Origin of the sequence: Trebonia kvetii, from assembly GCF_007827045.1 — a bacterium.
Classification (GTDB): domain Bacteria; phylum Actinomycetota; class Actinomycetes; order Streptosporangiales; family Streptosporangiaceae; genus Trebonia; species Trebonia kvetii.
Genome location: NZ_RPFW01000008.1, coordinates 284,591 through 309,802, shown reverse-complemented (window position 1 = coordinate 309,802; position 25,212 = coordinate 284,591). Strand labels below are relative to the sequence as shown.

The 25,212-nt window shown below is 69.6% G+C and carries 23 protein-coding genes; 8 read left to right on the top strand and 15 right to left on the bottom strand.

All coding sequences use genetic code 11. From position 1 onward, the window contains the following. Positions 1-14: 14 nt before the first annotated feature. Positions 15-1,634: an ABC transporter permease subunit gene (locus tag EAS64_RS36120; protein WP_145860516.1), complete on the bottom strand. Its 1,620-nt coding sequence runs from the start codon at positions 1,632-1,634 to the stop codon at positions 15-17. After that, complete coding sequence (locus EAS64_RS36115; RefSeq protein ID WP_145860514.1) at positions 1,631-2,557, bottom strand: ATP-binding cassette domain-containing protein; 927 nt, start codon at positions 2,555-2,557, stop codon at positions 1,631-1,633. The genes EAS64_RS36120 and EAS64_RS36115 overlap by 4 nt, the downstream gene beginning before the upstream one ends. 172 nt (positions 2,558-2,729) lie before the next feature. Between EAS64_RS36115 and EAS64_RS36110 the strand changes: the two genes are divergently transcribed. Both EAS64_RS36110 and EAS64_RS36105 read left to right on the top strand, forming a co-directional pair. Beyond that, a complete protein-coding gene (locus EAS64_RS36110) occupies positions 2,730-4,205 on the top strand; it encodes a sensor histidine kinase (protein WP_187366427.1) in 1,476 nt (491 codons plus the stop codon). Next, entirely contained in the window at positions 4,202-4,894 is a 693-nt protein-coding gene (locus EAS64_RS36105; protein WP_145860511.1) for a response regulator, read from the top strand. The genes EAS64_RS36110 and EAS64_RS36105 overlap by 4 nt, the downstream gene beginning before the upstream one ends. A 39-nt stretch (positions 4,895-4,933) precedes the next feature. Here EAS64_RS36105 and EAS64_RS36100 read toward each other — a convergent pair whose 3' ends face one another. Next, complete coding sequence (locus tag EAS64_RS36100; protein ID WP_145860509.1) at positions 4,934-5,407, bottom strand: MarR family winged helix-turn-helix transcriptional regulator; 474 nt, start codon at positions 5,405-5,407, stop codon at positions 4,934-4,936. 96 nt (positions 5,408-5,503) lie between these two features. On the opposite strand from EAS64_RS36100, the gene EAS64_RS36095 reads away from it, so the two are divergent. Further along, the gene (locus tag EAS64_RS36095) at positions 5,504-6,382 is read left to right on the top strand and encodes a dioxygenase family protein (protein ID WP_145860507.1); all 879 of its coding nucleotides are present in this window, start codon (positions 5,504-5,506) and stop codon (positions 6,380-6,382) included. 15 nt (positions 6,383-6,397) lie between these two features. Here the strand turns inward: EAS64_RS36095 and hpaB are convergent, their stop codons facing one another. Next, positions 6,398-7,849 (bottom strand): 4-hydroxyphenylacetate 3-monooxygenase, oxygenase component, encoded by a 1,452-nt coding sequence (hpaB, locus tag EAS64_RS36090; RefSeq protein ID WP_145860506.1) that lies wholly within the window; start codon positions 7,847-7,849, stop codon positions 6,398-6,400. 128 nt (positions 7,850-7,977) lie between these two features. Here hpaB and EAS64_RS36085 point away from each other — a divergent pair, with 128 nt between their 5' ends. Continuing rightward, positions 7,978-8,556, top strand: coding sequence for a phosphatase PAP2 family protein (locus EAS64_RS36085; protein WP_222849859.1), 579 nt, complete (start codon positions 7,978-7,980; stop codon positions 8,554-8,556). Positions 8,557-8,624: 68 nt separating this feature from the next. On the opposite strand, the gene EAS64_RS36080 is transcribed toward EAS64_RS36085, so the two are convergent. Then, a complete protein-coding gene (locus EAS64_RS36080) occupies positions 8,625-9,644 on the bottom strand; it encodes a WD40 repeat domain-containing protein (RefSeq protein ID WP_187366426.1) in 1,020 nt (339 codons plus the stop codon). A gap of 272 nt (positions 9,645-9,916) precedes the next feature. Between EAS64_RS36080 and EAS64_RS36075 the strand changes: the two genes are divergently transcribed. From EAS64_RS36075 to EAS64_RS36065, 3 genes are all read left to right on the top strand, one after another. Beyond that, the gene (locus tag EAS64_RS36075) at positions 9,917-10,708 is read left to right on the top strand and encodes an ABC transporter ATP-binding protein (RefSeq protein WP_145860501.1); all 792 of its coding nucleotides are present in this window, start codon (positions 9,917-9,919) and stop codon (positions 10,706-10,708) included. Next, positions 10,705-11,472 carry an ABC transporter gene (locus EAS64_RS36070; protein ID WP_145860498.1) on the top strand — a complete coding sequence of 256 codons (768 nt, stop codon included), beginning with the start codon at positions 10,705-10,707 and terminating at the stop codon, positions 11,470-11,472. Before EAS64_RS36075 ends, EAS64_RS36070 begins: the two co-directional genes overlap by 4 nt. Before the next feature lie 395 nt (positions 11,473-11,867). Continuing rightward, positions 11,868-12,146, top strand: a complete 279-nt coding sequence (locus EAS64_RS36065; RefSeq protein ID WP_145860496.1) for a DUF4190 domain-containing protein — start codon at positions 11,868-11,870, stop codon at positions 12,144-12,146. A gap of 68 nt (positions 12,147-12,214) precedes the next feature. Here EAS64_RS36065 and EAS64_RS36060 read toward each other — a convergent pair whose 3' ends face one another. The 10 genes from EAS64_RS36060 to EAS64_RS36015 all read right to left on the bottom strand — a co-directional run bounded on the left by EAS64_RS36060 (position 12,215) and on the right by EAS64_RS36015 (position 23,022). After that, on the bottom strand, positions 12,215-13,465 hold the full coding sequence (locus EAS64_RS36060; RefSeq protein WP_145860495.1) for an Nramp family divalent metal transporter: 1,251 nt from the start codon (positions 13,463-13,465) through the stop codon (positions 12,215-12,217). Further along, positions 13,458-15,161 carry a chaperonin GroEL gene (gene groL / locus EAS64_RS36055; protein ID WP_145860493.1) on the bottom strand — a complete coding sequence of 568 codons (1,704 nt, stop codon included), beginning with the start codon at positions 15,159-15,161 and terminating at the stop codon, positions 13,458-13,460. Before groL ends, EAS64_RS36060 begins: the two co-directional genes overlap by 8 nt. A gap of 44 nt (positions 15,162-15,205) precedes the next feature. Then, positions 15,206-16,180, bottom strand: a complete 975-nt coding sequence (locus EAS64_RS36050; protein WP_246116028.1) for an NAD(P)-dependent alcohol dehydrogenase — start codon at positions 16,178-16,180, stop codon at positions 15,206-15,208. A gap of 182 nt (positions 16,181-16,362) precedes the next feature. Continuing rightward, positions 16,363-17,067 (bottom strand): iron-sulfur cluster assembly protein, encoded by a 705-nt coding sequence (locus EAS64_RS36045; RefSeq protein WP_145860490.1) that lies wholly within the window; start codon positions 17,065-17,067, stop codon positions 16,363-16,365. After that, positions 17,064-18,116: an amidohydrolase family protein gene (locus tag EAS64_RS36040; RefSeq protein WP_145860488.1), complete on the bottom strand. Its 1,053-nt coding sequence runs from the start codon at positions 18,114-18,116 to the stop codon at positions 17,064-17,066. The genes EAS64_RS36045 and EAS64_RS36040 overlap by 4 nt, the downstream gene beginning before the upstream one ends. A gap of 128 nt (positions 18,117-18,244) precedes the next feature. After that, positions 18,245-18,625, bottom strand: coding sequence for a propane 2-monooxygenase effector subunit MimD (mimD, locus tag EAS64_RS36035; protein WP_145860486.1), 381 nt, complete (start codon positions 18,623-18,625; stop codon positions 18,245-18,247). After that, a complete protein-coding gene (locus EAS64_RS36030) occupies positions 18,622-19,809 on the bottom strand; it encodes a ferritin family protein (protein WP_145860484.1) in 1,188 nt (395 codons plus the stop codon). The genes mimD and EAS64_RS36030 overlap by 4 nt, the downstream gene beginning before the upstream one ends. Then, entirely contained in the window at positions 19,806-20,831 is a 1,026-nt protein-coding gene (locus EAS64_RS36025; RefSeq protein WP_145860482.1) for an NADH:ubiquinone reductase (Na(+)-transporting) subunit F, read from the bottom strand. The genes EAS64_RS36030 and EAS64_RS36025 overlap by 4 nt, the downstream gene beginning before the upstream one ends. Positions 20,832-20,965: 134 nt before the next feature. Beyond that, positions 20,966-22,624 carry a ferritin family protein gene (locus EAS64_RS36020; protein ID WP_145860480.1) on the bottom strand — a complete coding sequence of 553 codons (1,659 nt, stop codon included), beginning with the start codon at positions 22,622-22,624 and terminating at the stop codon, positions 20,966-20,968. Positions 22,625-22,755: 131 nt separating this feature from the next. Beyond that, complete coding sequence (locus EAS64_RS36015) at positions 22,756-23,022, bottom strand: hypothetical protein (protein ID WP_145860479.1); 267 nt, start codon at positions 23,020-23,022, stop codon at positions 22,756-22,758. A gap of 270 nt (positions 23,023-23,292) precedes the next feature. Between EAS64_RS36015 and EAS64_RS36010 the strand changes: the two genes are divergently transcribed. Then, the gene (locus tag EAS64_RS36010) at positions 23,293-25,146 is read left to right on the top strand and encodes a sigma-54-dependent Fis family transcriptional regulator (RefSeq protein WP_222849858.1); all 1,854 of its coding nucleotides are present in this window, start codon (positions 23,293-23,295) and stop codon (positions 25,144-25,146) included. The last annotated feature ends 66 nt before the right edge of the window (positions 25,147-25,212 follow it).

The following is a 25,212-nucleotide window of genomic DNA, read 5'->3' as shown; positions in this document are numbered from 1 at the left end:
GCTCGCAAGCTCGCTCATGCGTCCCTCCTGCGCAGCAGGTAGGCGGCCAGGGCGAGCGCGGCCGCGGTCCACGCGGCGAGCACCCCGAGGCCCGCGAGCGGCGACAGCGGGAAATACCCGGAGAAGGGTGCGTAGAACATGCTGACCTGGCCGTAGGCCGGGTACGGCTGCTGCAGCGCGAACCCGGCGGCCGGCAGGATCCGCAGCAGCCAGTCACCCGCGGCGAGCGGCACGGCCGCGAATACGGAGAGGAAGTACGGCAGCACGATCACCACGACGGCGACCGCGATCGTGGCCGCGCTGCGGCGCACGATGGTGCCGATCGCCAGGGCAAGCACCGCGAACATGGCGGTAAGGATGCCGGTGCCGACGATCACCCTGGCCTCGGCCATTCCGGAGACGGGAAACGCGTAGTAGCCCCTGGCCCTAGTGATCGCCTCGCCGGCCAGCACCGCGACACCCGCGCCAAGCAGCCCGGCGACGAAGCCGACGGCGGCCACGACGACCGACTTGGCCGCGAGCACCCGGCCGCGGGAAGGGGTCGCCGCGAGGGTCAGCCTGATCAGCCCGCGCCGGTACTCGGCGGTGACGAACAGGGCGGCGACCACCACGATCGCGATCAGGCCCGCGAAGGTGCCCACCAGGTAGTCGCTGACGGTGACCGCGGGGTCCGCCTGGCCGCCGTGCCCGGCCGGGATCGGCGCGATGTCGCCCTCGCCGGTGAGCGTGAACGTGGGCGACGTCCCGCCCGTCTGGTGATACCCGACGACCCCGGCTATCTCGGGAAAGCCGACGTAGTGTCCGGTCCATGGCCCCGCCGTCCAGCCGTCCGCCACGGCGAGGTGGTCGAAGACCGCGGTATCCCAGGTTGGACCGCCGCCGCTGCTGGTCCCGCCGCCGAAGCCCTCGCCGGTGTGCCTGGAGTCGGGCGACGCGGCGAACGGGCCGACCCGCACGGTCGACGAGAGGCCGGAAAGCGTCACGGAACCGACGCGCGACCAGCGCGCGCCGTCGGCCGAGTCGTAGCCGGTAATCACGTCGCCAGACCTGGTCAGCCGCAGCCAGCGCGGGTTCGCCGGCCCGACCGTGCCGGTCATCCCCGCGGTGTCGCCCGTGTAGTTCCACTGCATGCGCACGCCGTGCCCGCCGGCGACCATGATCGCCGCGTATGCCGAGCCCTGGGTGAGGTTCTCCTTGATGATCAGGCCGGCCTTGGCCCACTCTTCGACGCCGGGAACGGTGCCTGACCCGTCGCTGCTGACGGGCACGTCCCGCGACGACACATGCCCGGTCAGTGACGACACCCGGGCGGTGATGCTGCCGTCACCGGTGAACGGCTGGCCGACGAAGTAGAAGCTGTCGGACACCGGCTCGCCGTTCGGGCCGAGCGTGAAGGAGATGCCCTGCTGGCATGAGCCGCTGCCCTGCTGCCCGGCGGTGCCGACCCCCTGGCAGGAGCTCTGCCCGCCGCTCGAGGCGAGGATGCCGAGCCCAGCCGTGGCGAGCACCGCGACGAGCGCGCCGATCACCCAACCGCGGACGGTGCGGAACTTGGTCCACTCCGCGCGAAGCGCGTGCCCGAATCCGTCACGGCCGGCGCTGGCCGGCGAGCGGTACGGTGCGATCGTCGTCATGACGAGGCCCCCGCCCGGAACTCCACCGCGTCCGCGATCCTCGTGAGTTCCATGTAGGCCTCCTCGAGGGTCGCCCGGTGGGCGCTCACCTCGCTGAACGGGACCCGGTCGGCGGTGAGAGTTGCCACTACCCGTTCGGAGGAGAGCCTTGCGATGGTCAGGACATCCGGCGCGGTCGCGGCGACCTCAGCCCCCGCATTGGCGAGGACGCGCATCGCGTCGGCGCGGGCGGTGGTGCGCAGCTGCACCCGCTCGCCGGAGGCGGCGGCGATCAGGTCGGCGACGCTGCGGTCGGCGATGACCTTGCCGCGACCGGCCACCACCAGGTGGTCGGCGGTGTCCTGCAGCTCGCTCATCAGGTGGCTGGAGACGAGGACGGCGCGGCCCTGCGCGGCCAGGTCGCGCAGGAACGTGCGCATCCAGGCGATGCCCTCGGGATCCATGCCGTTGAACGGCTCGTCCATCATCAGCACCGGCGGGTCGCCGAGCAGCGCGGCCGCGATGCCGAGGCGCTGGCGCATGCCGAGTGAGTACCCGCCCGCCTTCCGCTTCGCCACGGCCGCGAGGCCGGTCAGGCCGATGACCTCGTCCACGCGGCCGGCGGACAGGCCCTGGGAGTGGGCCAGCCACAGCAGGTGGTTGCGCGCGCTCCTGCTCGGCTGGAGGGCGGCCGCGTCAAGAAGCGCGCCGAGCTGGCTGAGCGGCTGCCGCAGCCGGCGGTATGGCTTGCCGTTGACCAGGGCCGTGCCCTCGTCGGGTGCGTCGAGGCCGAGAATGACGCGCATCGTGGTCGACTTGCCGGCGCCGTTCGGCCCGACGAAGCCGGTGACCTGACCAGGCGCGACGGTGAATGTCATGCCGTCGAGGGCCCGCGCCTGCCCGAACCGCTTGCGCAGCCCGGTCACTTCGATCGTTGCTTCCATGGCAGCACACGCTACGGTCCCGCGGTGGTGCGGGTCGTCACGGTGCGGAGCGGTCTTCAGCGCTCCTCTTCCCGAGGTACCGAACGGGTGCGGCGTCCCCCTTGAGAGCTACCGGAGATTGCGCTTGCGGGGAGGACGCGGCCGGCGGGCCGCGGCGCGGACAATAGGTGACATGGGACAGGACTGGCCGGCCCGGTTGTCGCGCGCCGCGAAGAAGCCGCTCGCGGTGCGGGCCGGCGTCGCGCTGCTCGCACTCGCCGGGGTGGGGCAGGCGATAGGCCAGGCGGCTGACCACGGCGGCGGCCTTACGGCCGGCGAGCTTGCCACGCTGTACGGGCTGCCGCTTTGCGTGCTCGCCCTCGCGTCGACGCTGCCCCTGCTGCTGTCACCACTCCCCTCGGCCCTGGTGATCGCGGTGGCGAATGTGCTCGTCCTCGCCTCCTTCTCCTGGCCGACTGTCGCGGGAATGATCGCGCTGATCGTGGCGGCGGCCCGGCTCGGCATGGTGGGCGAGGTACGCGGCGCGGCGCGCGGCGGTGCGGGCGAGCCTGGTGGCGGCGCGGCGCTCGCGCCGTACCTGGCCCCGTTCCTTGCCCTGGCGCTCGGCCTGCCGTTCCTTGTGGTCGCCCTGGCCGAGCACAGAAACGTCGCGGCAATCCTGCTCGCCGGTCTCGTGCCCGTGGCGGCCGGTGGCGGCCTCGCTGTCCGCTCGTCGCGGCAGGCGAAGACGTACTCCGCGGCGGGTGAGGCGCTCGCGGGGACGCTCGTCGCGCACACCGCGCGCGGCGAGCGCGCGCGGATCGCCCGTGAGCTGCACGACGTGGTCGCCCACCACATCTCGATGATCGCGGTGCTCGCCGAGACCGGGCGGCTGACCACACAAGGGCTGCCCGAAGCGGGGGCGCGGCGGTTCGCGGAGATCGGCGACACGGCGCGCGGCGGCCTTACCGAGATGCGGCGGCTGCTCGGCGTGCTCCGCGAGGATGCGGCCGACGCCGAACCCGCCGCCGTGGCCGGGGCCGCCGCGCTGGCCGGGGCCGCCGCGCTGGCCGGGGCCTCCGGGACCGCCGGGACCGCGCGGACCGCCGAAACCTCGGGGGCCGCGGGGGCCCCAGGGACGGCCGGACCCGCCCGCTCCGACCCGGCACCCGGGACGCGGACCGCGAGCAGGCACCCGCAGCCGGGTCTCGCGCAGCTCGCGGAGCTGATCGACGCGGCGCGCGAGGCGTCGGGAGCCACCGCCCGGCTGATCATCTCCGGTCACATGACGCCGCTCGATCCGGGCGTGGAACTCGCCGCCTACCGGATCGTGCAGGAGGCGCTGACCAACGCCAGGCGGCACGCCGCTGGCGTGGCCATCGACGTGGAGCTGCGTTACGCTCCTGACGTGCTGCGGCTGCGGGTGCGCGACAACGGGCCTGGCCCGGGTGGGGCGGCCAACTCCGGCGGACACGGGCTGCTCGGCATGCGGGAACGGGCGTTCTCTGTGGGCGGGTCGCTGTACACCGGGACGGCGCCGGGCGGCGGTTTCCTCGTCGAGGCGGTACTTCCCGGGTCGAGGGACGCCGACGGCACGCGGACCCTCGCGAGCGGAGCGAGCGCGGACAGCACGGCGACCGGAGCGAGCGGAGTGGGCGGGCGCGGATGAGCGAGACGATCGGGATCCTGGTCGCCGACGACCACGAGGTGGTCCGGGCGGGTTTCGCCGCGCTGCTCGCCACGCAGCCGGACTTCACTGTGCTCGGCACGGCAAGCGACGGCGGCGAGGCGGTGCGGGCTTGCCGGGAGCTGCGGCCCGACGTAGTGCTGATGGACGTCCGCATGCCGGGCACCGACGGGATCGAGGCCACGCGGCAGCTCACCGGCGAGGCGGACGACACCGTTCCGGCACCGAAGGTGCTCATCCTGACCACCTTCGACCTGGACGAGTACGTCTTCGACGCGCTGCGGGCGGGCGCGAGCGGTTTCCTGCTCAAGGACGCCACCGCGGAGCGGCTGTTCGAGGCGGTCCGCGTGGTCGCGGCGGGCGAGGCGCTGCTCGCCCCGGCGATCACCAGGCGGCTGATCAGCGAGTTCGCGAAGACTCGGCGGCCCGCGGCGGCAGGCCCGGTTACCGGCGGACTCGCGGCACTCACCCCGCGGGAGACCGAGGTGCTGCGCCTAGTCGCTGCCGGCCTGTCCAACACGGAGATCGCTGGCCGGCTCGTGGTCACCGAGGAGACTGTGAAGACGCACGTCAGCCGGATCCTTGCCAAGCTCGGCCTGCGGGACAGGACCCAGGCGGTGGTGGCCGCCTACGAGTCCGGCCTGGTCATACCCGGCCACGACCGGGGCTAGCAGCCTACCGGCGCCGGGGAGCCCCGGGAGGTGGCGGGATCACCCGATCCCGTTCGGGATCCTGACTGTTATGCCCTGCGCGGCGAGCACCTGGCTCGCGATCGCGCCGAACTGGCGGAACTCCTCGTCGGACAGCGTGCTGATGAGCAGCTCGCGGACGGCGGCGACGTGGCCAGGGGCGGTGGCGACGACCTTGGCCCAGCCCTCGTCGGTGAGCACGGCGTTGATGAAGCGGCCGTCGCCTGGGCAGGCCTCGCGGCGGACCCAGCCCTTGGCCTCGAGGCGGCTGACGACGTGGCTCAGCCGAGACAGCGAGCCGCTGGCCATCGCGGCGAGCTCGCTCATCCGCAGCGTGCGGTCCGGCGCCTCGGACAGGCCGGACAGGACGAGGTAGTCGAAGTGGGTGATGCCCGCGTCCTTCTGCAGCTGGGCGTCGAGGGCGGCGGGCAGCCGCAGCAGCAGTGCGACCACGGGTCGCCACGCCGCCTGCTGTTCATCGGTCAGCCACTCCATGCCTGTAATTATACGGGCGTTAACTTGACTGTTCAATTAGTGGATGTCTATAGTTGAAGCGTCAACTTATGGGTCCGCTGTCGCGTGGAGGCGATCATGGCGTCCATCTTCGATCCGCTGGTGCCGGCCGGGGCGTACGACGAGTTCGCCGTGACGGCGGAGCCTCGGTCGGCCGCGCAGCGGGCCTGGGAGGCGGCGGACGCGCCGCTGCCCGCGCTGTACATCGGCCACGGCGCGCCGCCGCTGCTCGACGACGCGGTGTGGATGTCGCAGCTCGCCGCCTGGACGCACACCATGCCCAAGCCGCGCGCGGTGCTCATCGTCTCCGCGCACTGGGAGGCGGCGCCGCTGATGTTGTCCTCGCCCGCCCCAGGGACGCCGCTCGTCTACGACTTCGGCGGCTTTCAGCAGCGGTATTACACGCTGACCTACCGGACGCCCGACGCGTCAGCGTTCGCGCGCGAGGTGGCGGCACTCATGCCGGACAGCGCGCCCGCGCACCAGCACCCGAGCCGCGGCCTCGACCACGGCGCGTGGGTGCCGCTGAAGGTCATGTACCCGCTGGCCGACGTGCCCGTGCTGCAGCTGTCCATTCCGACGTCCGACCCGCTGGCGCTGCTGTCACTCGGCGAGCGGCTGCGGCCGCTGCGCGAGAACGGTGTGCTGCTCATCGGGTCGGGATTCCTCACCCACGGACTGCCGTTCCTCACGCCGTCGATGATCACGGACAACGCCGTGCCCGGCTGGTCGGCGGAGTTCGACGCGTGGGCCGCTGACGCGCTTGGCCGCGGGGACGTGGAGACATTGGCGAACTTCCGGCGCGCGCCTGGCATGCCGTACGCGCATCCGACGGCGGATCACTTCCTGCCGCTGTTCGTGACGCTTGGCGCGGCGACCGACCCGTCCGCGCCCGCGCCGACCGTGATCGACGGGTACTGGATGGGGCTGGCGAAGCGCTCGTTCCAGGTCAACTGAGCCTGCTGGCCGCTGCTAATCCTCGGCGAGGAAGTCCCTGACCCTGGCCACATAGGCGGACTTGTCGTAGCTAGCCACGTAGGCGCCGGCGGTGCGCACCGGGTCGCCGAAGAAGTAGTACTCGTACAGCGCCTGGCGGCTGGCGAACGCGGAGGCGCAGGTGTCCCAGACGAGGCGGAACAGCCGGACCCGGTCCGCGCCGTTCAGCGTGGCCGCCTGCAGGTAGGTGTCGATGTCGGCGGCGACGTCGCTTGTCAGGTCGGCCTCCGTCGGTATGGCCATCAGCCCGGAGGCGCCGAGCTTGCGCAGGATCTCGGGAAACCGCTGGTAGAGCTTGGGGTAGAGGTTGCGCGCGGTGTTCAGGGGCGGCCAGGCGGGCGTGAAGACGCCGTAGCCGTTGGGCGCCGCGTCGGCCTCGGCGGCACGGCCGAGCGCGCGCAGCGTCTCCAGGGTGGTGATGATCTCCGCCAAGTCGGCCTGCACGTGCTGGAACTGGCCGATGCCGATCGACTCGGTCAGCAGCGTGGTCAGGCCGAGAATGAACTCGGTCTTGGCCGTGGTGCGGGTGATCACCTGATGGGTCATGTGCTGCAGCGCGTCGGTCTTCGTGTAGAAGCCGTTGCAGATCTCGGGGTCGCCGAGGGTGAAACAGCGCTCGTACGGCACGTGCACGTCGTCGAAGATCACGATCGCATCCGACTCGTCGAACCGGGAGCCGAGCGGGTGGTCGAAGTGCGAGCGGCCGTAGTCGAAGGCCTCGCGGGCGATGAACCGCAGCCCAGGCGCGTCGACGGGGACCGCGAATGCGAACGAGTACGGCTTGTCCTCCGGCGTGCCGCGCAGCACCGTCGACGGGAACACGAGCAGTTCATCGGCGAACGGGCCGATCGTGGCGAGCATTCGGGCGCCGCGGACCACGATCCCGTTGTCGTCCTCGCGGACGACGTGCGCCATCAGCGCGCCGCCGCCCTGCTGGCTGCCCGCCACCGCCCTGTTGGCCTGCGGCGGGATCAGCGTGTGGGTGCACAGCAGGTCCTGATCGCGCACCTTTTCGTAGTACGCGACGATGTTGCGGGAGAAGGCGGTGTCGGCCTGGCCGAACCAGTCGGCGGCGGAGGCGAGGGCCATCAGCGCGCTGTTCAGGTAGTCGCCGGTACGCCCGAGCATGCCGTGCGACGCCTCGGCCCAGAGGCGGAACGCCTGCCGCCGCTTGACGAGGTCCTGCTCGTCGCGCGGTATCAGGAAGGACGTGCCGACCGGGTCGCCGGTGCGCGGCGAGGGGTAGGTAAGCACGTCGCGGTGTGCGGGGGCGTGCTGCATGTCGAACAGCCTCGCGTACGTGCGCACGACGTTGCGGAAGGCGGGGTGCGAAGCCACGCCCCCGTTCAGCGTCTCGCCCTGTATTTCCACCTGGGTCCTGGCCCTGGCGAGCCCCTCAAGAAACTCCGCGCCGGTCCGTGCGGGCATGCGTGCCCTCCTCATCGAGTGTTCCGCGCCTCATCGAGTCTTCCGGGAACGTAACCCGCCGCGGGTCGAGCGGACAACCAACTTGCCTACGGAGGAGTCTGATGGTTGCCTGTCACCGTGAAGGACGAGTGAACGACAGGTCACTGGCCGAGAAGGTCTCCTACCTGCTCGAGCCGAAGAACTGGATCATCGCCACCACGCTGGCCGTCGGGTGGCGGGCCGAGGGTGTGCGCGGCCTCGCGTGGGGCGCGGTGGCCGCCATCTTCGCGGGCGTGCTCCCCATGGTGTTCATCAGCCGCGGGGTGCGGGCCGGCCGCTGGGACGACCGGTACGTGGGCGCGAAGCGGGCCAGGTTGATCGTGCTCTTGTTCATCGTCGCGTCGGTCGCCGCGGGACTCGCGCTGCTTGTCGGCTTCGGTGCGCCGGCCGAGCTGTCCGGCTACCTGGGCTGCATGCTCGGCAGCGTCGCCGTGCTCGCCGCGATCACCACGGTGTGGAAGATCTCCATCCACTGCGCGGTCGCAGCCGGCTCGGTGACGATACTCGCGCTGCTGGCCGGCCCCTGGGTGACCCCCGCATACCTGCTCGTCGCACTGACCGCCTGGTCCCGGGTGGTATTGAAGGATCACACGACCGCCCAGGTCATCGCCGGCTCAGTGCTCGGCGCCGTGGCGGCTTTTGTGACATATGCGATCATTCCGCACTAGTGGGGCTTTCCGTTAGCCTCGTCACCGCACCGGAGGCTTCCGGTTGCGGCTGAGCGGCTGCGGAATGGCTACAGGGCCCAGATGCGCGCGGTCTCGTCGGTGCTCGCCGTGGCAAGCTGCCGGTCGGTGGGGCTGAACGCCAGCGAGCTGACCGCCCCCGTGTGGCCCTCAAGGGTGCGGATGCACCGGCCGGACGCCGACTCCCACAGGCGGACCGTGGTGTCCGAGCTCGCCGTGGCGAGCAGCCGGCCGTCGGGGCTGTAGGCGACGACGAACGCGGAATCGGTGTGGCCCTCGAGGGTGCGGATCATCGTGCCCGAGGCGGCGTCCCAGACCCGGGCGGTGGCGTCCTCGCTCGCCGAGGCGACGACCCGCTCGGCCGGGCTGAACGTGATCGACCAGACGGTGTCGCTGTGGCCGCTGAGAATGCGCAGGCAGTTGCCTGTCGACACCTCCCACAGGCGCGCGGTGGAGTCGAAGCTCGCCGTGGCGATGAGCGCGCCGTCCGGACTGAACGCGACCGCGGACACGATGCCGGTGTGGCCGGTGAGCACTCGCACGCACGCCCCGGTGGCGACGTTCCACAGCCTGGTGGTGCCGTCGCCGCTCGCGGTCGCGAGCAGCCGGCCATCGGGGCTGAACGCGGCGCCGTAGACGATGTCGCTGTGTCCCTCGAGGACGCGCAGGGTGGTGCCTGCCGTGGTGTCCCATAGCCGCACGGTCTCGTCGTAGCTGGTGGTCGCCAGCACCCGGCCGTCAGGGCTGAACGCGACGCCGAAGACCGCGATCGTGTGCCCGGTCAGCTCCATCACGCAGGCGCCGGTGCTCGTGTCCCACAGCCGGGGCGTCAGGTCCGCGCTGACGGTGGCGATCCGTCTGCCGTCCGGGCTGAACGGCGCGGCGAACACCGCGTCGGCGTGTCCGGCCAGCGTGTGCACCAGGTCACCGGTGGCGGTGTTCCACACCCGGGCCGTCTTGTCCTCACTGGCGGTGCTGAGCCTGGCACCGTCCGGGCTGAACGCCACCGAGTTAACCGCACCCGTGTGGCCGGCGAGCACCCGCGCGCCCGCCGTTTCGATAACACTCATGTAACCGCCTCTGGGATCCCGCCGCGTGTCCGGTGCTTCGTCGTCTGGTGGGGCCAGGCGCGGGCGGGCAGCTGTCATTAATGCGCGCCTCATTGTCTACTGTTCACCCCGGCACATGGTAGTTTTTCGCGCGTTTGACGCCTGTGTTGCACCATTTCGTGACATAGCGCGGGCCTGGCCGCCCGCCGCTCGCATCCCGGCTGGCCCCGCACGGCGGGGCGGACCCCCTCCTCTCGCTGCCTGCTCGGTTACGCTTCGGCTTGGAGGTCGGGATGCGGCTCGATACGGTCGGCAAGCGGTACGGGGTGCGGCAGCCCTGGGTGGTCCGCGGCATGTCGGCCGACGTGCCCGCCGGCCGGCTGATCAGGGTCGAGGGGCGCAACGGATCGGGGAAGTCGACCCTGCTGCGGGTCGTCGCTCGCGTCACCGCGGCGTCGGAGGGCCGGGTGACCGGCCGGCCAGCGAGCATCGGGTACGTGCCGGAACGGTTCCCCGGCGGGCTGCCCTTCTCCGGGCGCGAGTACCTGCGGCACATGGCGCGGGTGCACGGGCTGCGCGGCGACGCGGGGCGGCGGCAGGTCGAGCGGTGGCTCGAGCGGCTCGGCGCGGCCGGCTACGCCGACCAGTCGCTCGGCTCCATGTCCAAGGGCATGTGCCAGAAGATGGCGATCGCGCAGGCGCTGCTGCCCTCCCCCGGGCTGCTGGTGCTCGACGAGGCGTGGACCGGCCTGGACACGGCGGCGCGCGAGGCGCTCGATGAGGCGGTGGCCGAACGGGTCGCCGAGGGCGGCACGGTGCTGTTCGTCGACCACGATCCGGCCCGGCTCGCCGGGCGGGCCGACGAGCGCTGGCAGGTGGGCGGCGACGGCGTGGTGACCATCGCGGCCGGCCCCGGGCCGGTGTCGGCGCGGCGGGTGGAGCGGGTCACCGTGCGCCTCGAGACGTCGGACGCCGGCGAGGTGCTGGACCGGGTGCGGGCCATGGACGGGGTGCGGGTGCTCTCGGTGGCCGTCGAGCGCACCGACGCTGGCGCTGCTCGCTCCGGGGAGGCCGAGGTCTCGTGATCGCGCTGCTTCGCTTCCAGGCGGCGATCCTGCTGCGATCGCACCGCTGGATCTTCCCGCTGATCGCCTACGGGCTGCTCATCGCGGTCGGCGCGGCCGGGTCCACGTCGCTCGCCGAGACGCTCGACTGGAGCGGGGCGATGCTCGTTCCCGTCGTGGCCTTCCTGACCAGGGCCATGCTCACCGCAGAACCCGACGCCGCCCGCGCCTGCGTCGGCGCCGCGGCCGGCCCGGCGCGCGCGCAACTCGCCAGCCTGCTCGTCCCGCTCGGCGGCGGCGCGCTGCTCGGCGCCGCGGCGGTCGTCTTCGGGGTGCTCACCGCCGAGCCGGCCAGCGGTCTCGCGAGCCCCGCCGGCAGCCTGGCCGACAAGGTGACCGACGCCGCGCACCATCCGGGCATCGTCGTCGCCGGCCTGCTGATCGCGCTGATCTGCCTGCTGGTCGGCTCCGCCGTCGGCGCGCTGTGCAACCCGCCCATGCTGCGCCACCCGGGCGCCGCCATGCTGACCACGCTCGCGGCCGTCGTCCTGGCCCTCGCGGTCGACGTCTCCCCCGCGGCGGCCGCCATCAGCGGCACCAAGGCCCAGGCCGCTAGCCCGCTCGCGGCCACCTGGCCGGGCGCCGCGTCGCTCGTCGGCGCCTGCTGCCTGCTCGCGGCCGCCTGGGCGGTGTCGGTCTTGGCCGCGACCCGGCGTAGACGTATCCGGCGCCAGGCTGCGGCATCGGACTTACTCCTGGAACGTACAAATACTGCACGTGCATGAAAGGACATGTGAAGATCGGCGGGAGCGGGCCGCACGCCGGACACGTCGGACCCATTGCAGTGCCACGATCGTACTACCGGCGAATAGGGGCAACAATGCCTGGCTGGCCTGGTCCGTTCATTCCGACCAGCGTCGACGGCAGGCCGTGATCAACGTCGAAGCGGTAGGGCGGGCGGGGTGATGGGACTCGTGGGGCGCGGCAGGCGGGCGGCCGCGAGGTCGGCGTTTAGGGCGATTCCGCCTGGGTGCCCGCGACCGGAGTCCCTAGCGGAGCGTGGGCGGAACCTGGGCACCGCAGGGGGAACTCTGGCATTGCGGGGCCATAGATGTGAAGATTGCGGGGGGATGGTCTTTCTTTGGCCGCAACGGGGAAATCACTGCCGGGGAACTTTGCCATGATGAGTGACTACGGGCCGCCTATGGTGGCGGCGCGCACCAACGGAATGGCGATCGCCGCGCTGACCTGCGGCATCGGCGGCATCGTGGTGTTTCCCGCGTCAATCGCGGCGGTGGTGCTCGGGCACATCGCGCGTCGGGAGATTGGGCGGACCGGGCAGGCCGGCGCCGGAATGGCCACCGCGGGACTGATGCTCGGCTATATCGCGATGGTGCTCTGGATCCTCCTCATCGTCGCGTTCATCTTCGCCGTCCTCGCCCTTGGTTCCTGGTCGTAGGGTCCCTGGCGCCCGCCGGCTCTTGACGCCGGGTCGGGCGGCGGCTGGGCCGACCGTGGCTGGACCGGTCAGGCCGTGGCAAGGAGGTAGACGTTCAGCGCGACGATCACCGCCGTTACCGCGACCGCGGCGGCGGTGGTGGCGGGCCGGTTGACCAGGGAGCCCATCAGGCGGCGGCTCGCGGTGAAGGCGACCAGCGGGATCAGCGCGAACGGTATGCCGAAGGACAGGAAGACCTGGCTCAGCACCAGGGCCTTGGTGGGGCTGAAGCCGAGCGCTAGCACGACGATGGCGGGGAGCATGGTGACCGCGCGACGCAGGAAGACCGGGATGCGGCGGCGGAGGAAGCCCTCCATCACCACCTGGCCCGACATCGTGCCGACGCAGGACGAGGCGACGCCGGAGACGAGCAGCGCGACGCCGAAGACCGTGCCGGCGTGCGCGCCGGCGTAGCCGTTCAGGCCGGCGACCACGCGGCCAAGGTCCGCGCCCGCGCCCGGGTCGCCGCGGGTGAAGAAGACGGCCGCGGCGGTGGCGAGCATGGCCAGGTTGATCAGCCCGGCCAGGCCCATCGCGCACAGGACGTCGACCATCTGGAACCGGAACAGGCGCCGTCTCGCCTCGTCGCCGTCGCTTGCCACCCGGCCGCGGACCAGCGCGGAGTGCAGGTAGATGACGTGCGGCATCACAGTCGCGCCGACGATGGAGACCGCGAGGAGCGCCGCGCCGCCCGGCAGCCGGGGCGTGAACACGCCGCCCGCGACCGCGGCCGCCGGCGGTCGCGCGAGGTAGATCTCAAGGATGAACGCGAGCACCACCACGCCGACGAGCGCGGTGATCGCCGCCTCAAGCCGCCGGAAGCCGCCGACCTCCATCGCGAGCACCGCGAAGGTCGCGAGGGCCGCGAGCAGCGCGGAGGTCCACAGCGGCAGGCCGAAGACGAGGTTGAGCCCGAGCGCCGCGCCGGTGAACTCGGCCAGGTCGGTGGCCATCGCCACCGCCTCGGCCTGCAGCCACAGGAAGATGACGACGCCGCGCGGCAGCCGCTCCCTGCAGGTCTCGGGCAGCGACATGCCGGTGGCGATGCCGAGCTTGGCGGACAGCGTCTGCACCAGCATCGCCATCAGGTTCGCGGTCAGCACCACCCAGCCGAGCGCGTAGCCGAACTGCGCGCCGCCCGCCATGTTGGTGGCGAAGTTGCCGGGGTCGACGTAGGCGACCGCGGCGATGAACGCCGGCCCGAGAAAGGGCGTCACCGCCCGCAGGCCCCGCCGCTGTCCGGTCAGGGCCTGCTGAGCGGCTATGGCCGTGTCAACCAACCGACGGTCCCAGGCCGAGGGACTGCGGTGTCGAGGAGTCCGGCGACGGCTGGTGCAGCCCTTCGTCGAGCGACCCGTACTCGGTCATCAGCGCGGGTGAGCCGCCCCACGGCGTCTGCTCCTCGGCCACCAGCGTGTTGGTGGTGAGCAGCAGGCCGGCCACGGACGCGCCGTTGGCGAGCGCGGACCGCACCACGCGCAGCGGGTCGACGATGCCCATCGCGACCATGTCGCCGTGCCGGCCGGACAGCGCGTCGAACCCCTCGTCAGCGCCGAGCTTGGCCGACTCGGATACCACCGTGGCGGCGTCGTACCCCGCGTTGGCGGCGATCAGCGTGGCCGGCTCGGGCAGCGCGCGGCGCACGATCTCCACGCCGATCGCGTAGTCGCCGGTGACGTCCGCATCGCTGCTGACGCCGTCCAGGGCGCCGACCGAGTGGAGGAGCGCTGACCCGCCGCCCGCCACGATGCCCTCGGCCATCGCCGCTCTTGTCGCGGACAGGGCGTCCTCGACCCGATGCCGCACTTCCTTCAGCTCCGCGGAGGTCGGCGCGCCGACCCGGATCACCGCGACCTTGCCGGACAGCGCGCCGATCCGTTCGGTCAGCACGTCCTCGTCGATGCCGAAGGTGGCCCGCTCAAGCTCGGCACGAAGCTGGCCGAGGCGGAAGTCGACCGCCTCCGACGAGCCGCCGCCGCCGATGATCGCCGTGTTGTCCGCGGTGACCCGCACCTGGCGGGCCCGGCCGAGGTGCTCGGTGGTCATCGTCTCAAGGGAGAACCCGGAGTGCTTGCTGTACACGGCGCCGCCGGTGAGCGCGGCGATGTCCTCCAGCTTGTGCAGCCGCCGGTCACCGAAGCCGGGTGCGCGCACCGCCACGCACTGGAAGATCCCGTTGACATGGTTGTGCACCAGCATGGACAGCGCGGTGCCCTCAACGTTCTCGGCGATGATCACCAGTGGCCTCGGCGCCCGCATTACCTTGTCGAGCAGCGGCATGAGCTGCTGCACCTTGGTGATCTTCTCGCTGCACAGCAGGATGTACGGATCATCGAGCACCGCCTCGAGCGAGGCCGGCGAGGTCACCAGGTAGGGCGACAGGTAGCCGTTGTCGAACTGGAAACCCTCGACAAACTCCACGCCCAAGCCGGGCGCGGGCGAGTCCTCCACGGTCACGATCCCCGCATCGCCGACCGTGTGCAGCGCCTTGGCGATCACCGCGCCGACCGTGTAGTCGTCGTTAGCGGAGATCGCCGCGACACGCCGGTAGTCCTCCTCGGTCTCCACGGGGTGCGCGACCGACTCAAGGTACTCATCCAGCCGGCCGATCGCGAGATCGATGCCGCGCTTGACCAGGACCGGGTTGGCTCCCCCGTCGATCGCCCGCATTCCCTCGCGAATCATCGCCTGGGCGAGCACGGTGGCCGTGGTCGTGCCATCGCCGACCACGTCGTTGGTCTTGATCGCGGCCTCCTTGACCAGCTGCGCCCCCATGTTCTCGAACTGGTTCTTCAGGTAGATCTCGCGGGCGATTGTCACGCCGTCGTTGGTCACCACCGGCGACCCGGTGATCTTCTCCAGGATCACGTTGCGACCCTTGGGGCCGAGTGTCGACTTGACCGCCTCGGCGAGCTGGTCGACCCCGGCAAGCAACAGGGCGCGCGCCTCACCACCGAAGCGCAGTTCCTTAGCCATCGCTGCTCCTCTCTTAATGCTGATACGGAACGGGTGCGGCCGACTCAGGGCACGAGAATCGCGCGTCCGCGGACACGGCCGGCGTCGAGGTCGGCGAGCGCGTCGGGAGCCGCCGTGAGCGGGTAGGTCTTGGTGTGCAGCGTGACCTTGCCTGCCTGCGCCAGGGCCATCAGCTCGGCCAGGTCGTTGTAGGTGCCGACGATGTTGCCGATGATGTTCCGCTCGGTGGAGATGATGTCAAGCGTCGGGATGGTGACGGTTCCCCCGTAGCCGATCACGAAGTAGGAGCCGGCCGGCCGGGTCATGTTCCAGCCGTCCATCTCGGCGCCCTGCTCGGCCACGAAGTCCAGTACCACGTGCGCACCCTGGCCGCTGGTCAGTTCCTTCACCGCGGCGACGTGCCTGCCGTCGGCGACCACGGCCTCGCTGGCGCCGAGTTGCCCGGCCAGCTTGAGTGCGTCCGGGTTACGGTCGACCACGATGATCCTTGTCGCCGACAGCGCCGCCAGGCACTGGATGCCGATGTGGCCGAGGCCGCCCGCCCCGATCACCACCGCGGTGCTGCCGGGATAGAGCAGCGGCAGCGCCTTGCGGACCGCGTGGTAGGCGGTGATGCCCGCGTCGGCTAGCGCGGCGACATCCCGTGGCTGCGTCTTCGGGTCGAGCTTCACGCAGGCGCGGGCCGAGGTCAGCAGGTACTCCGCCATGCCGCCGTCGGTGGACAGGCCGGGGAAGCTGGAGTTCTCGCAGTGCATATCGTCGCCGGCCCGGCAGGCGCGGCACAGGCCGCAGGTCGGCGTGGGGTGCAGGATCACCGTGTCGCCTACCTGGACGTTGGTGACCGCGGGGCCTGTTTCGTGGACCCAGCCGGCGTTCTCGTGACCGAGGATGTACGGCAGCGGCGTGCCCATCGCGGCGTCCCACTGGCCCTCGATGATGTGCAAGTCTGTCCGGCAGACGCCGGCGCCGCCTATCTTGACGATGACGTCTAGCGGGTTGCTGATCTTCGGCTCCGGCACTTCGTCTATTACTGGGGTTTCGTGAAATTTGTGAATTCGTACTGCTTTCACTTTGTGTGCGGTTCCTTCCCGATCTTTCTGGAACTGCGATTACTTATTCTCGCGCTGCCGCTGAACGTTGTGAGGGCCGGGCCGCGGGGAATTCCCCTCGGCCCGTCCCCTCCGCTTCTGGTTAGCGGTGGCTAAGGTGTCCAACCCTCCGGGTAGCGGACTTTGAACATGCCGGAACAGATTGCTGTGTTCGCGTCGATGCCGGTCCGCGTGACGCGCGCCCTGCGCAGGTGAAGGGGTACGGCTTCTGCGCTTATGCGCTTGCCTGTCACCGGGTCGATTAGCAACGGGGCGTCGTCGTCGGCTGGTAGGCCTAGGTCGGCGCGGCGTCTTCTTAGGCTTTCCAATTGCCGGGAAGGCGGGAGAACGCCGAGGGTTAGGATCGCTAGTTCTTCTTGGGTCACGCCTGCCTTCAGGAGGGGGCGGCAAACTTCGTCGGTGTTGGCCATGACGGCTTTTCTTAGGAATTGGGCGCGGAGGTCGTCGAGTTCCGCGGAGGCTTCGCCTTGGAAGGAGCGGATGAAGCCGGCTTGGGCGGCTACGCCGGCGTTGATCTGGTCGGAGGCGAAGTGGTCCTCCAGGATCACTTCGGCCGCGGTGACTCCCGGCACCGCTATAACCGCGTCGTAGGCGTCGGCGACCATGAGGTAGGCGAAGTTCGGGGCGCAGAAGTAGGTGGGGAGACGGAGGCGGACCACCGCCCGCCCGTCGCAGGACACCACGCACGACGCGACGAAGCCCAGGGTGGTGATCGGCTCGTCGAGCTCCGGGTCGCGGACCGTGGTGAGCGCCGCCAAGGCGGCGCTCATCACGGTCGTGTCGGTGCTTACGCTCATTGCTCGGTGACCAGCTGCGACGAATCCTGCGCGGCGGGGGTTCCGGCTTGGGCGGGCACCAGGAACTCGGCCGGCACCTTGATGTCGTAGAGCTTGGCCGCGTTCAGGCCGAGGATCTTCTTCTTGCCGGCGGTGGTCAGCTTCTGGTAGTCGGAGAGCTCGTCATCGTCCGGCATCTGCCAGTCCACGAAACCCTCCACCTGCCACTTCGGCTCCCAGATGCCGTAGTCACTGCCGAAGGTCATCTTGTCCTCGCCGACCCAGAACAGCAGCTCGCCCATGACCTTGGCGAAGAATTTCGGCCGCGCGTGCATGAGCCCGCCGATGACGACGGACAGGCCGGCGTAGACGTTGGGCTCCTGCGTTGCCATGAAGCAGAAGTCCTCGATCCGCGGCAGGCCCACGTGCTCGACGATGAAGTTCAGTTCGGGGAAGTCGGTCGCGCAGTGGTCGATGTCGGACACGTCGAACGAGTCCTTGTCCAGCGGCCAGATCGTCGGGCCCTTGTGCACGTGGATGTTCTTGATGCCGAGCTCCTGGGCCTTCTCCAGGTACCGGTAGGCGGCCGGGTCGCTCAGCTTGTAGCCGCGCGATCCGTTGTTCCACTCGGCGGTGTACAGCTTGACGCCCTTGGAGCCGTACCGCTCGACGTTACGGCGCAGCTCATCAAAGCCGTTGTCGCCGTCGCGTGGGTCGAAGCGGGTATTCGCGATGAACATGCCCGGGTGCTTCTCTCCCAGGGCTGCATTGCGCTCGGTGGTGTTGAACCCCTCCGCGTACCACTCCTTGAGGTATGTTGGCTGGAAGATCGCGACGTCCACGTAGCCGTCCTCGAAGACGTCCTTCATCAGGTCGTCCTCGGTGTAGGCCATGAACTTCTCGATCGGCCAGTGCGTCTCGGCCGGGCCGAGGCCCTGGTAGGCGTGGAAGCACTCGATCCAGCCCTTGGCGTATTGCTCCGCGCCCTTCACCCAGTTCGAGGGTGCCGCGTTCCAGTAGTGCATGTGCGAATCGACGATGAAGTACTTCTCGCCATCCTTTTCATACAAGGCCCGACGCCTCCTTAAGGGATCCCGATCTTTGCTGTGCTGTGTTCGGTCATGCCCCGGGGAGAACGATCGCCACGCAACGCATGGTAGCGGTTACGGACAGTTGTTCTCCCCGGGGGCGGCGACCATCAGGTGGACGTAGGCGTGAGGTCGAAGCCGAGGTAGTCGGCGGCGTCCTCCGGGTTGGCGAAGAAGAGCGTCTTGTCATCGAGGTGGATCATCCGGCCGTAGTGGGTCGACATGTCCTCTTCGAACTCGGCGGCGTCGAAGTAGCCCGGCTCCTCACCGAGCGCCTCGGAGATCTCGTCGTAGTTGACCTCGATCGTCCCTACGCCGTCGACCCGCATCATGGACGGCATGTACGTCACCTTGACGTTCGGCTTGGTCGCCATGACCTCCGCGACCACCTCGCCGACCTGGTTGTTCATGAGCGTGAAGCCGCACTTGTTCGAGGCAGTGTTGTTAGCCTTGAACGGGGACTCGGTGGTTTTGAACTGCTGCGTGGTCACTGGGCCAGCTCCTTCGGGACGTCCAGGTGCAGGTCTGACACGATGCCGGCGAACCGGCTCTTGGCGGCGTCGAGGCTGTCTTCGAAGCGGGGCGGCTTCATGTCGGTCTGCGACCAGAGCGGCTGCAGCTTGCGGGCCGCCTCGATGGCGCGCGGCACCCAGTCCGTCAGCCAGCCCCGCATGATTGCCTTGTTCAGATCGGCGAACTCCCGGTCGGTGGTGAGCAGGCCGAACATCGCCATCGTGTAGCGCAGGTCGCGCTCGGCGAAGTCGTACTCGGCGGCGCCGACCACGGTCGGTGTCACGAAGTCGCCGTTGCGCGGCGCGATCTGCTGCACCAGATGGCTGCGGAACAGCTCGCCGACCAGCGGCTCGAACACCACGTTGGCCGCGAAGATCGCCTCAGCCCAGTCCCAGATCGCGGTGAGCTGCTCGGCGGTCTCCCGCACGCCCTGCCAGGCGGGGTCCGAGTTCCAGGTCTCCAGGTGCGCGCTGCCGTCGAAGCCGGGTACCTCATCGGTCAGCGTGAGGTTGTACAGCGCGATGTCCTGGGCGGCGCGGATGCGGTGCATCGAGTTGACCGAGATCGCGTTGTTGTGCATGTTCGTGGGGGCCCGGCGCTGCGCGTTCGCGTACAGGTACAGGCCGAGGCCGTGGTCCACGTGCATCCAGGCGCCGATGTTGCGCTCGACGAAGCGGATCCAGTTAGGGTTCCACTGATCGAATGCCTTGGCCTGGCGGGCGTTGTCCACGTTCTGGTTGAGCTGCCGCACGACGTTGGCGTTGTAGCGGTACAGGGTGAGCTCCCACTCCTCGTTCGGGTCGCGGAACTCATGCCAGCCGGTGGCGGGCCACTCGTAGCCCTGGCCGCCTGACCCGGGGTAGCGCTCGGGCTCGGGCCGGTCCGAGCCCCAGGCCTTGAGTACCGTCCAGTCGAGCGGGTAGCCGCCGCGGCCGTCCGCGAACCCGTACAGCCAGCCCTGCGACAGGTAGTGCCGAGGGTCGGGCTGCACCTCGACGGTCACGTCCTCGTAGTGCGACGGCTTGCGCTTTGCCGGGGTGAAGTAGGTAAAGCGGCGGTTGTTCGAGTCGGGGAACTCCTTCGCGCCCGCTTCCGCGTCGGTGAAGACCGGCTGGGGCACGCTGCGTTGCTGTGGAACGCTGGGTGTCTGCGTCTCTGTCATTGGGGCTCTCCGGTTGTCGTGAACTTGTCGTAATAGACGCGCTTTTCTGGGACGCCGAGCGTCTCGAGCAGCGGGAGCGCGGCCTCCACCATGGGCGGCGGGCCGCATACGTAGGCGTGCGCCCCGGAGAGGCTCCCCGTCAGGCGCTTGACCACATCGGTGATGAGGCCGTTCTCGCCGTCCCAGTCCTCGTGCGAAAGGGCCGGGATGTAGGTGAAGTCGGGTAGCTTCTCGGCGATCGACCGCAGTTCGTCCTCGAAGCAGAGGTCGGGCTGGGTGCGGGCGCCGTAGAAGAAGGTGGCCTTGCGACCGATGCCCCGTTCGGCCATGGAGCGGAGCAGGGACAGGATCGGGGCCATCCCCGCTCCGCCGCCTACGAAGACCAGGTCGGCTTCTGACTCTCGCAGGGTGAACACCCCGAAGGGGCCGGTCAGCTCCAAGCGATCGCCGACCTTGAGCTCCTTGTCGAGGAATTGCGAGAACAGCCCGTCGGGATAGACCTTGATGACGAACTCGAGCAACCCTTCCCTGCTTGAGGTGTTGGCCATGGAGAACGACCTGACCTGGTCGGTGCCGGGGACGGAGATGTCCATGTACTGGCCAGGAAAGAACTTGACCTCGTCCGGCTCGATGAGGCGCAGCACGAGATGGCGCATGTCGTGCGTCACTGGATCCTTGGAAACAACCTCCGCGGTGGCCTGCTGGATCGGCAGGCCAGACCGGATCATGTCCTCGTCGTAGTTGAGGAGCTCGATCGTGACGTCGTCGTACGCGTGCGCCCGGCACAGCAGCGTGTACCCTTCCTCCAATTCGTAATCGGGCAGCGCGAACGTGGAATACCGGTCGTGCTCGATGTCGTCGCCTTCGAGGACAAACGACTTGCACGAGGCGCACTGGCCTTCCTTGCACCCGTGCATGAGCATGATTCCCTGCTCGGCCGCGGCCCGCAGGATCGTCTGGTTCTCGTCGACCTCGATGTCGATGCCGACGGGTTCGAACCTGACTGTGTGCTTCTGGCTCACGCGCGCACCCCTCCTGCGCCACCTTTCTGCGGCACGGGGCGCTCAACTCCGGGCGCGGGCCCAGCCGGTGGTGGGACCGGCGGGCCTGCGCCCTGCTGAGTAAGCCGCCTCCGTTCTGAATCTGAGCCGTGCCGTCACCCGGCGGCGGCCGGTGCTGGACGACCTGCGGGACCACCGGCGTTGTAGTGCGCGACGAACGCCGCACGCTCTTCGTCTGTCATCTGGTTGAGCAGGACGTTGGGTGACTGGACCTCCGGCATCCGGCGCAGGTGGTCGAGCGTCCACATCTTCTTCGGGTCGTCGAGGTTGAGATGCGGCTGCGCGACCATCGTCTTGCCGTCGTCGCGGACGAAGCCCATGTCGGAGACGACATCGGCCCAGTTCCAGCCGTGGTAGAGAGTTTCCCACTCGCGCTTGCCGATGAGCTGCCCCATGTTCGGGGTCTCGCGGCCCTGGTACGTCGGCCGGAAGGCCACCGCGTCGGTCCAGCGGCATTCCTCGTGGCAGTAGGTGCGCCACTGCCCGTCCACCTGGTCCATGACCATGTCCTCGCGGACCAGGCACGGGACCATGCAGGTCCAGCAGCGATGCGGGTACTCGTAGTCGACGCTCTCGGCGACGATCGGGTGGTGGCCGTTCGGCATCGAGAGGCGGTTGTAGTTCTCCCACCACGCGCCGTACTTGTCATACCAGCCCGGGTACTTGTACTCGAACCACTCGAAGTCCTTGTCGGTCATCGGGTCGATCCGCCAGTAGTTGGCGAGCCAGCCGGTGGCGAAGAACTGGGCGACCTCGTGCACGTAGCCCTTGTTCCAGATCTGGTTCCACGCTTCCTCGATGAGGTCGTGCGGAATGACCAAGCCGTACTTCTCCAGCGGCACGAGGTAGGAGCGGTAGTAGTCGTCGTAGATCCAGCGGCGCCACATCTCCGCGTAGGATTCGCGGTCCTTGCGGCGGTCCTTGGTGCCGTACTCGATGAACGTGCCGATGGCGGCGTCCACCACGCGGTGGTTGTTCCACCACGCGTAGCGCAGGTCACGCTCGAGCAGCTGGTGGTTGGACTCGTCGCTCAGCGCCATCAGCAGCGTGGCGTAGCCGTTGGAGATGTGCCGCGACTCGTCGCTCTGGACCGAGTGGAAGACCGTCGGGAGGAGGTAGTCGCCGTTGGCGGCGGCCTCGGCCGGCATGGCCACGAACAGGGTGTTCGTGAACGCCGTCTCGGCGACGATCGTCAGGTAGATCGACGCCGCGGTAATCGCGTCGCCGGTGATGAAACCTTCGGCGAACTGGCGGCCGATCGTGCCGCAGTAGTCGTCCTGGAACCCGCGCAGGCTCATGTTGAAGCCGGCCGGGTCGATGTAGTTGTTCATGTACAGGCGCTTGAGGTTCTGCTGGATCGTCGAGTGCCGAACCTCATCGATCATCTGGATCGCCTGCCCGTTGTGCAGCTCCGGGTTCGGAACCGTGCGGAACAGCAGCGGCATCGCGCGAGCGGCGGAGATCTCCGGCAGCGGGATGATGGACAGGAACAGCTTCTGCCACTCCAGCCACCGCTCCTGCACCTGGCGGAACATGTTGCCGCGGATCGCGCCGTCCTGCGCGCCGTAGACCCGGTGGTCCTTCTCCTCCTGCATCGGGAAGTAGGACCGGAGCACCTGCTTGAGCGGGTCCTTCTTCTGGGCCTTCTGGAACGTGTAATCCGTTCCGTAGTGGCTGACCGGCGTGTGGTACTGAGGCTCCCAGGAGAGCTCCTGGATTTTCTGGTGGGCCTTGGCCACGCTCTGGCGGCTCATCGGCATCCCTCCCTTGCTGGGAAAGTCCTTGTGCACTGGATCACACCTCGGTTTGGCCGAGACGGTGTTCTCAGCATGAGACAGGGACCAGTGGGGGTCTTGGGAGATTTGCGGTGAGCTGCTCCCCGGGCTCAGCCTGACTCGCCTCGGCTGGCACGCTCGGGGTGCGCCGCCTCGAAGGCCTCGCGGAGCGCGGCCAGCTCGTCACTGACGCGGCCGGCGACCTTCTCGGTACCACGGGCGGACGGGACGATGCCGAGCGCCGTCAGCAACCCGGCGGCGTGAGCGCCCGGATCGCCGGCCTCGCCGAGCATTGGGTGCAGGCCCTCGTCGGCGAGGTGATGGAAGACGAGATTGACGATGCTCCACGGGTTGTAGGTCTCTTCGCTGCTGTCCATGGGGCCGAGCAGACGCCGACGAGTTTGCATCGGGCATCTCAAGTTGAGACAGTGCCTAATGACAGGGGGCTTATCTTTTGAGCAACACGGAGATAACGAAAGAACACTCCACGTGAGAACCGGGGGTCCTCCGACCGGGACGAGCAGGGCAGGAGGAGACAAATGGGACGTGCATCGACGTGGCTGCACCAGAACGTTCCGGAGAGCGGGGGTCTGCCGGATCGCGGAAGGTCGCCTGGTTGCGGATCGCCGCTAGACACCGCGCTCGCAGTGCCCGAACAGCGACTTCCCGGCGGCCGCGATCCCCTGGCCGAGGCCAGGGACCGGTTCCTGGCGGCCGAGCCAGTCGACCGGTCGGTGGTCAGAGAGCCGATTCTGGCTTCCTGGTGGCGTTCCAAGGAGTGGAACGTCGCAGCCGACCGGCTCGACCTGAGCTACCGTGGCGACCCCAATCTCGACTCGACGCTGGCCCGCTCCGCCGAGCCGGTGCTCAGGCATCTGTTCGAGCAGCTCGACGGACAGCCGATCAGCATCGTCCTGACCGACGCGTCCGGGCTGGTGCTGCGCCGCTTCACCGGCGACGACAAGCTGGAACGCCAGCTTGACCGGATCATGCTCATACCCGGCTTCTCCTACGCCGAAGACATCGTCGGTACCAACGGCATTGGGACCGCGCTCGAATCGGGCGGTCCGACGCACGTGTTCGGGCACGAACACTACGCGGAGCGGCTTGAGGGCATGGCATGCGCCGGCGTTCCGGTCCGCGACCCGCTGTCCGGGAAGACCCTCGGCGTGATCGACCTGACCTGCTGGCGCAGGGACGCCGACCCGCTGATGCTGTCGCTCGTCCGCTCCACCGCCGACCAGCTCAACCAGGCGCTCACCGAGACGAGCAACAGCCGGGACCTTCGGCTGCTGCAGGAGTACACGCGGGCCTGCCGGCACTCCGGCGGCATCGTCCTCGGGCTGGGCAACGACATCGTTATGCTCAACGACCACGCGCGAAAGGCCCTGGCCCCCGCGGACCAGGCGGCGTTGATTTGCCGGGCCACCGAGACCATGGCCAGTGCGGCCGGGCCGCGCGGCCGGTGGCGGCCGCCCGGCGCGGTGACGGTGGACCTGCCGAGCGGGGCGGTCGCCAAGATGTTCTGCCGACCAGTCGGCGAGCTTGGCGCCATCACGACGGCGGTGGACTCCGCACCGCTCACCGACGGTGTAGTGCACGTCAAGCTCGTGACGCCCGCCACGGTCCCGCTCCCAGAGGCCGCGGTGTCGCGGGCCACCATGTCGCTACCCGGCCTGGTTGGCGGCGGTGCGGCCTGGCGGCGGGCCAGCAGGCTGACGGAGGCGAGTTACGAGCGAGGCGAGTGGCTCGTGCTCGAAGGTGAACCGGGCGTCGGCAAGCTCGCGCTCGTCCGGGCCGTGCACCAGCGGCGCAACCCCGCCGCGCCCTGCCACGTCCTCGACGCCGCGGAGGCGGCCCACGACCGCGACTGGCTCGCCCAGGTGCGCGCGGAACTGAGCGGCGGTACCGGGCTGCTGGTCCTGCGGCACGTGCACGCGCTCAACGCGCGGCAGGCCAGGACCCTGGCGGGCGCCCTGGAGGAGGTGAAGGCCGCCGGCCGGGACGCAGACCTGCTCGTAGCGGTCACCCTCGACGGCAGCGCCGCCCGCGCCGACCTGAACGGGCTGCTGCGGCTGTTCCCCGGGTCCGTGGCCGTGCCGCCGCTGCGCCATCACAGCGAGGACCTGCGCGACCTAGTGCCGTTCTTCCTCGGCAAGCTCAGCCAGCAGGGACGGGTCAGGTGTTCCTCCGCGGCCATGCAACTGCTGCTGCGGCACACCTGGCCGGGCAACACGGCGCAGCTCTGGCAGGTACTCAAGCAGGTGGTGCAGCGCCGCCGGGCGGGCCAGATCCAGCCCGAGGACCTGCCGCCGGAGTGCTGGACGGTCTCCCGCCGAGTGCTGTCGCCGCTCGAGTCGATCGAGCGGGACGCGATCGTCCAGTCCTTGCTCGACCACGGCGGCAACAAGATCCGCGCCGCCGCCGCACTCGGCATGTCACGGGCGACGATCTACCGGCGGATTCACGAGTACGGCATTATCACCACGCCGGCCGGCTAGGGAGCCTGGCTAGCTGTCCGTGGGAAGGCCATGGTGGACGAAACGTTGACCGAGGTCGGGCCTTGC

Coding starts and splice junctions, on each gene's coding strand:
- EAS64_RS36120 (WP_145860516.1), bottom strand. CDS start 1,634: ATGACGACGATCGCACCGTACCGCTCGCCGGCCAGCGCCGGCCGTGAC.
- EAS64_RS36115 (WP_145860514.1), bottom strand. CDS start 2,557: ATGGAAGCAACGATCGAAGTGACCGGGCTGCGCAAGCGGTTCGGGCAG.
- EAS64_RS36110 (WP_187366427.1), top strand. CDS start 2,730: ATGGGACAGGACTGGCCGGCCCGGTTGTCGCGCGCCGCGAAGAAGCCG.
- EAS64_RS36105 (WP_145860511.1), top strand. CDS start 4,202: ATGAGCGAGACGATCGGGATCCTGGTCGCCGACGACCACGAGGTGGTC.
- EAS64_RS36100 (WP_145860509.1), bottom strand. CDS start 5,407: ATGGAGTGGCTGACCGATGAACAGCAGGCGGCGTGGCGACCCGTGGTC.
- EAS64_RS36095 (WP_145860507.1), top strand. CDS start 5,504: ATGGCGTCCATCTTCGATCCGCTGGTGCCGGCCGGGGCGTACGACGAG.
- hpaB (WP_145860506.1), bottom strand. CDS start 7,849: ATGCCCGCACGGACCGGCGCGGAGTTTCTTGAGGGGCTCGCCAGGGCC.
- EAS64_RS36080 (WP_187366426.1), bottom strand. CDS start 9,644: ATGAGTGTTATCGAAACGGCGGGCGCGCGGGTGCTCGCCGGCCACACG.
- EAS64_RS36075 (WP_145860501.1), top strand. CDS start 9,917: ATGCGGCTCGATACGGTCGGCAAGCGGTACGGGGTGCGGCAGCCCTGG.
- EAS64_RS36065 (WP_145860496.1), top strand. CDS start 11,868: ATGATGAGTGACTACGGGCCGCCTATGGTGGCGGCGCGCACCAACGGA.
- groL (WP_145860493.1), bottom strand. CDS start 15,161: ATGGCTAAGGAACTGCGCTTCGGTGGTGAGGCGCGCGCCCTGTTGCTT.
- EAS64_RS36045 (WP_145860490.1), bottom strand. CDS start 17,067: ATGAGCGTAAGCACCGACACGACCGTGATGAGCGCCGCCTTGGCGGCG.
- EAS64_RS36030 (WP_145860484.1), bottom strand. CDS start 19,809: ATGACAGAGACGCAGACACCCAGCGTTCCACAGCAACGCAGCGTGCCC.
- EAS64_RS36020 (WP_145860480.1), bottom strand. CDS start 22,624: ATGAGCCGCCAGAGCGTGGCCAAGGCCCACCAGAAAATCCAGGAGCTC.
- EAS64_RS36015 (WP_145860479.1), bottom strand. CDS start 23,022: ATGGACAGCAGCGAAGAGACCTACAACCCGTGGAGCATCGTCAATCTC.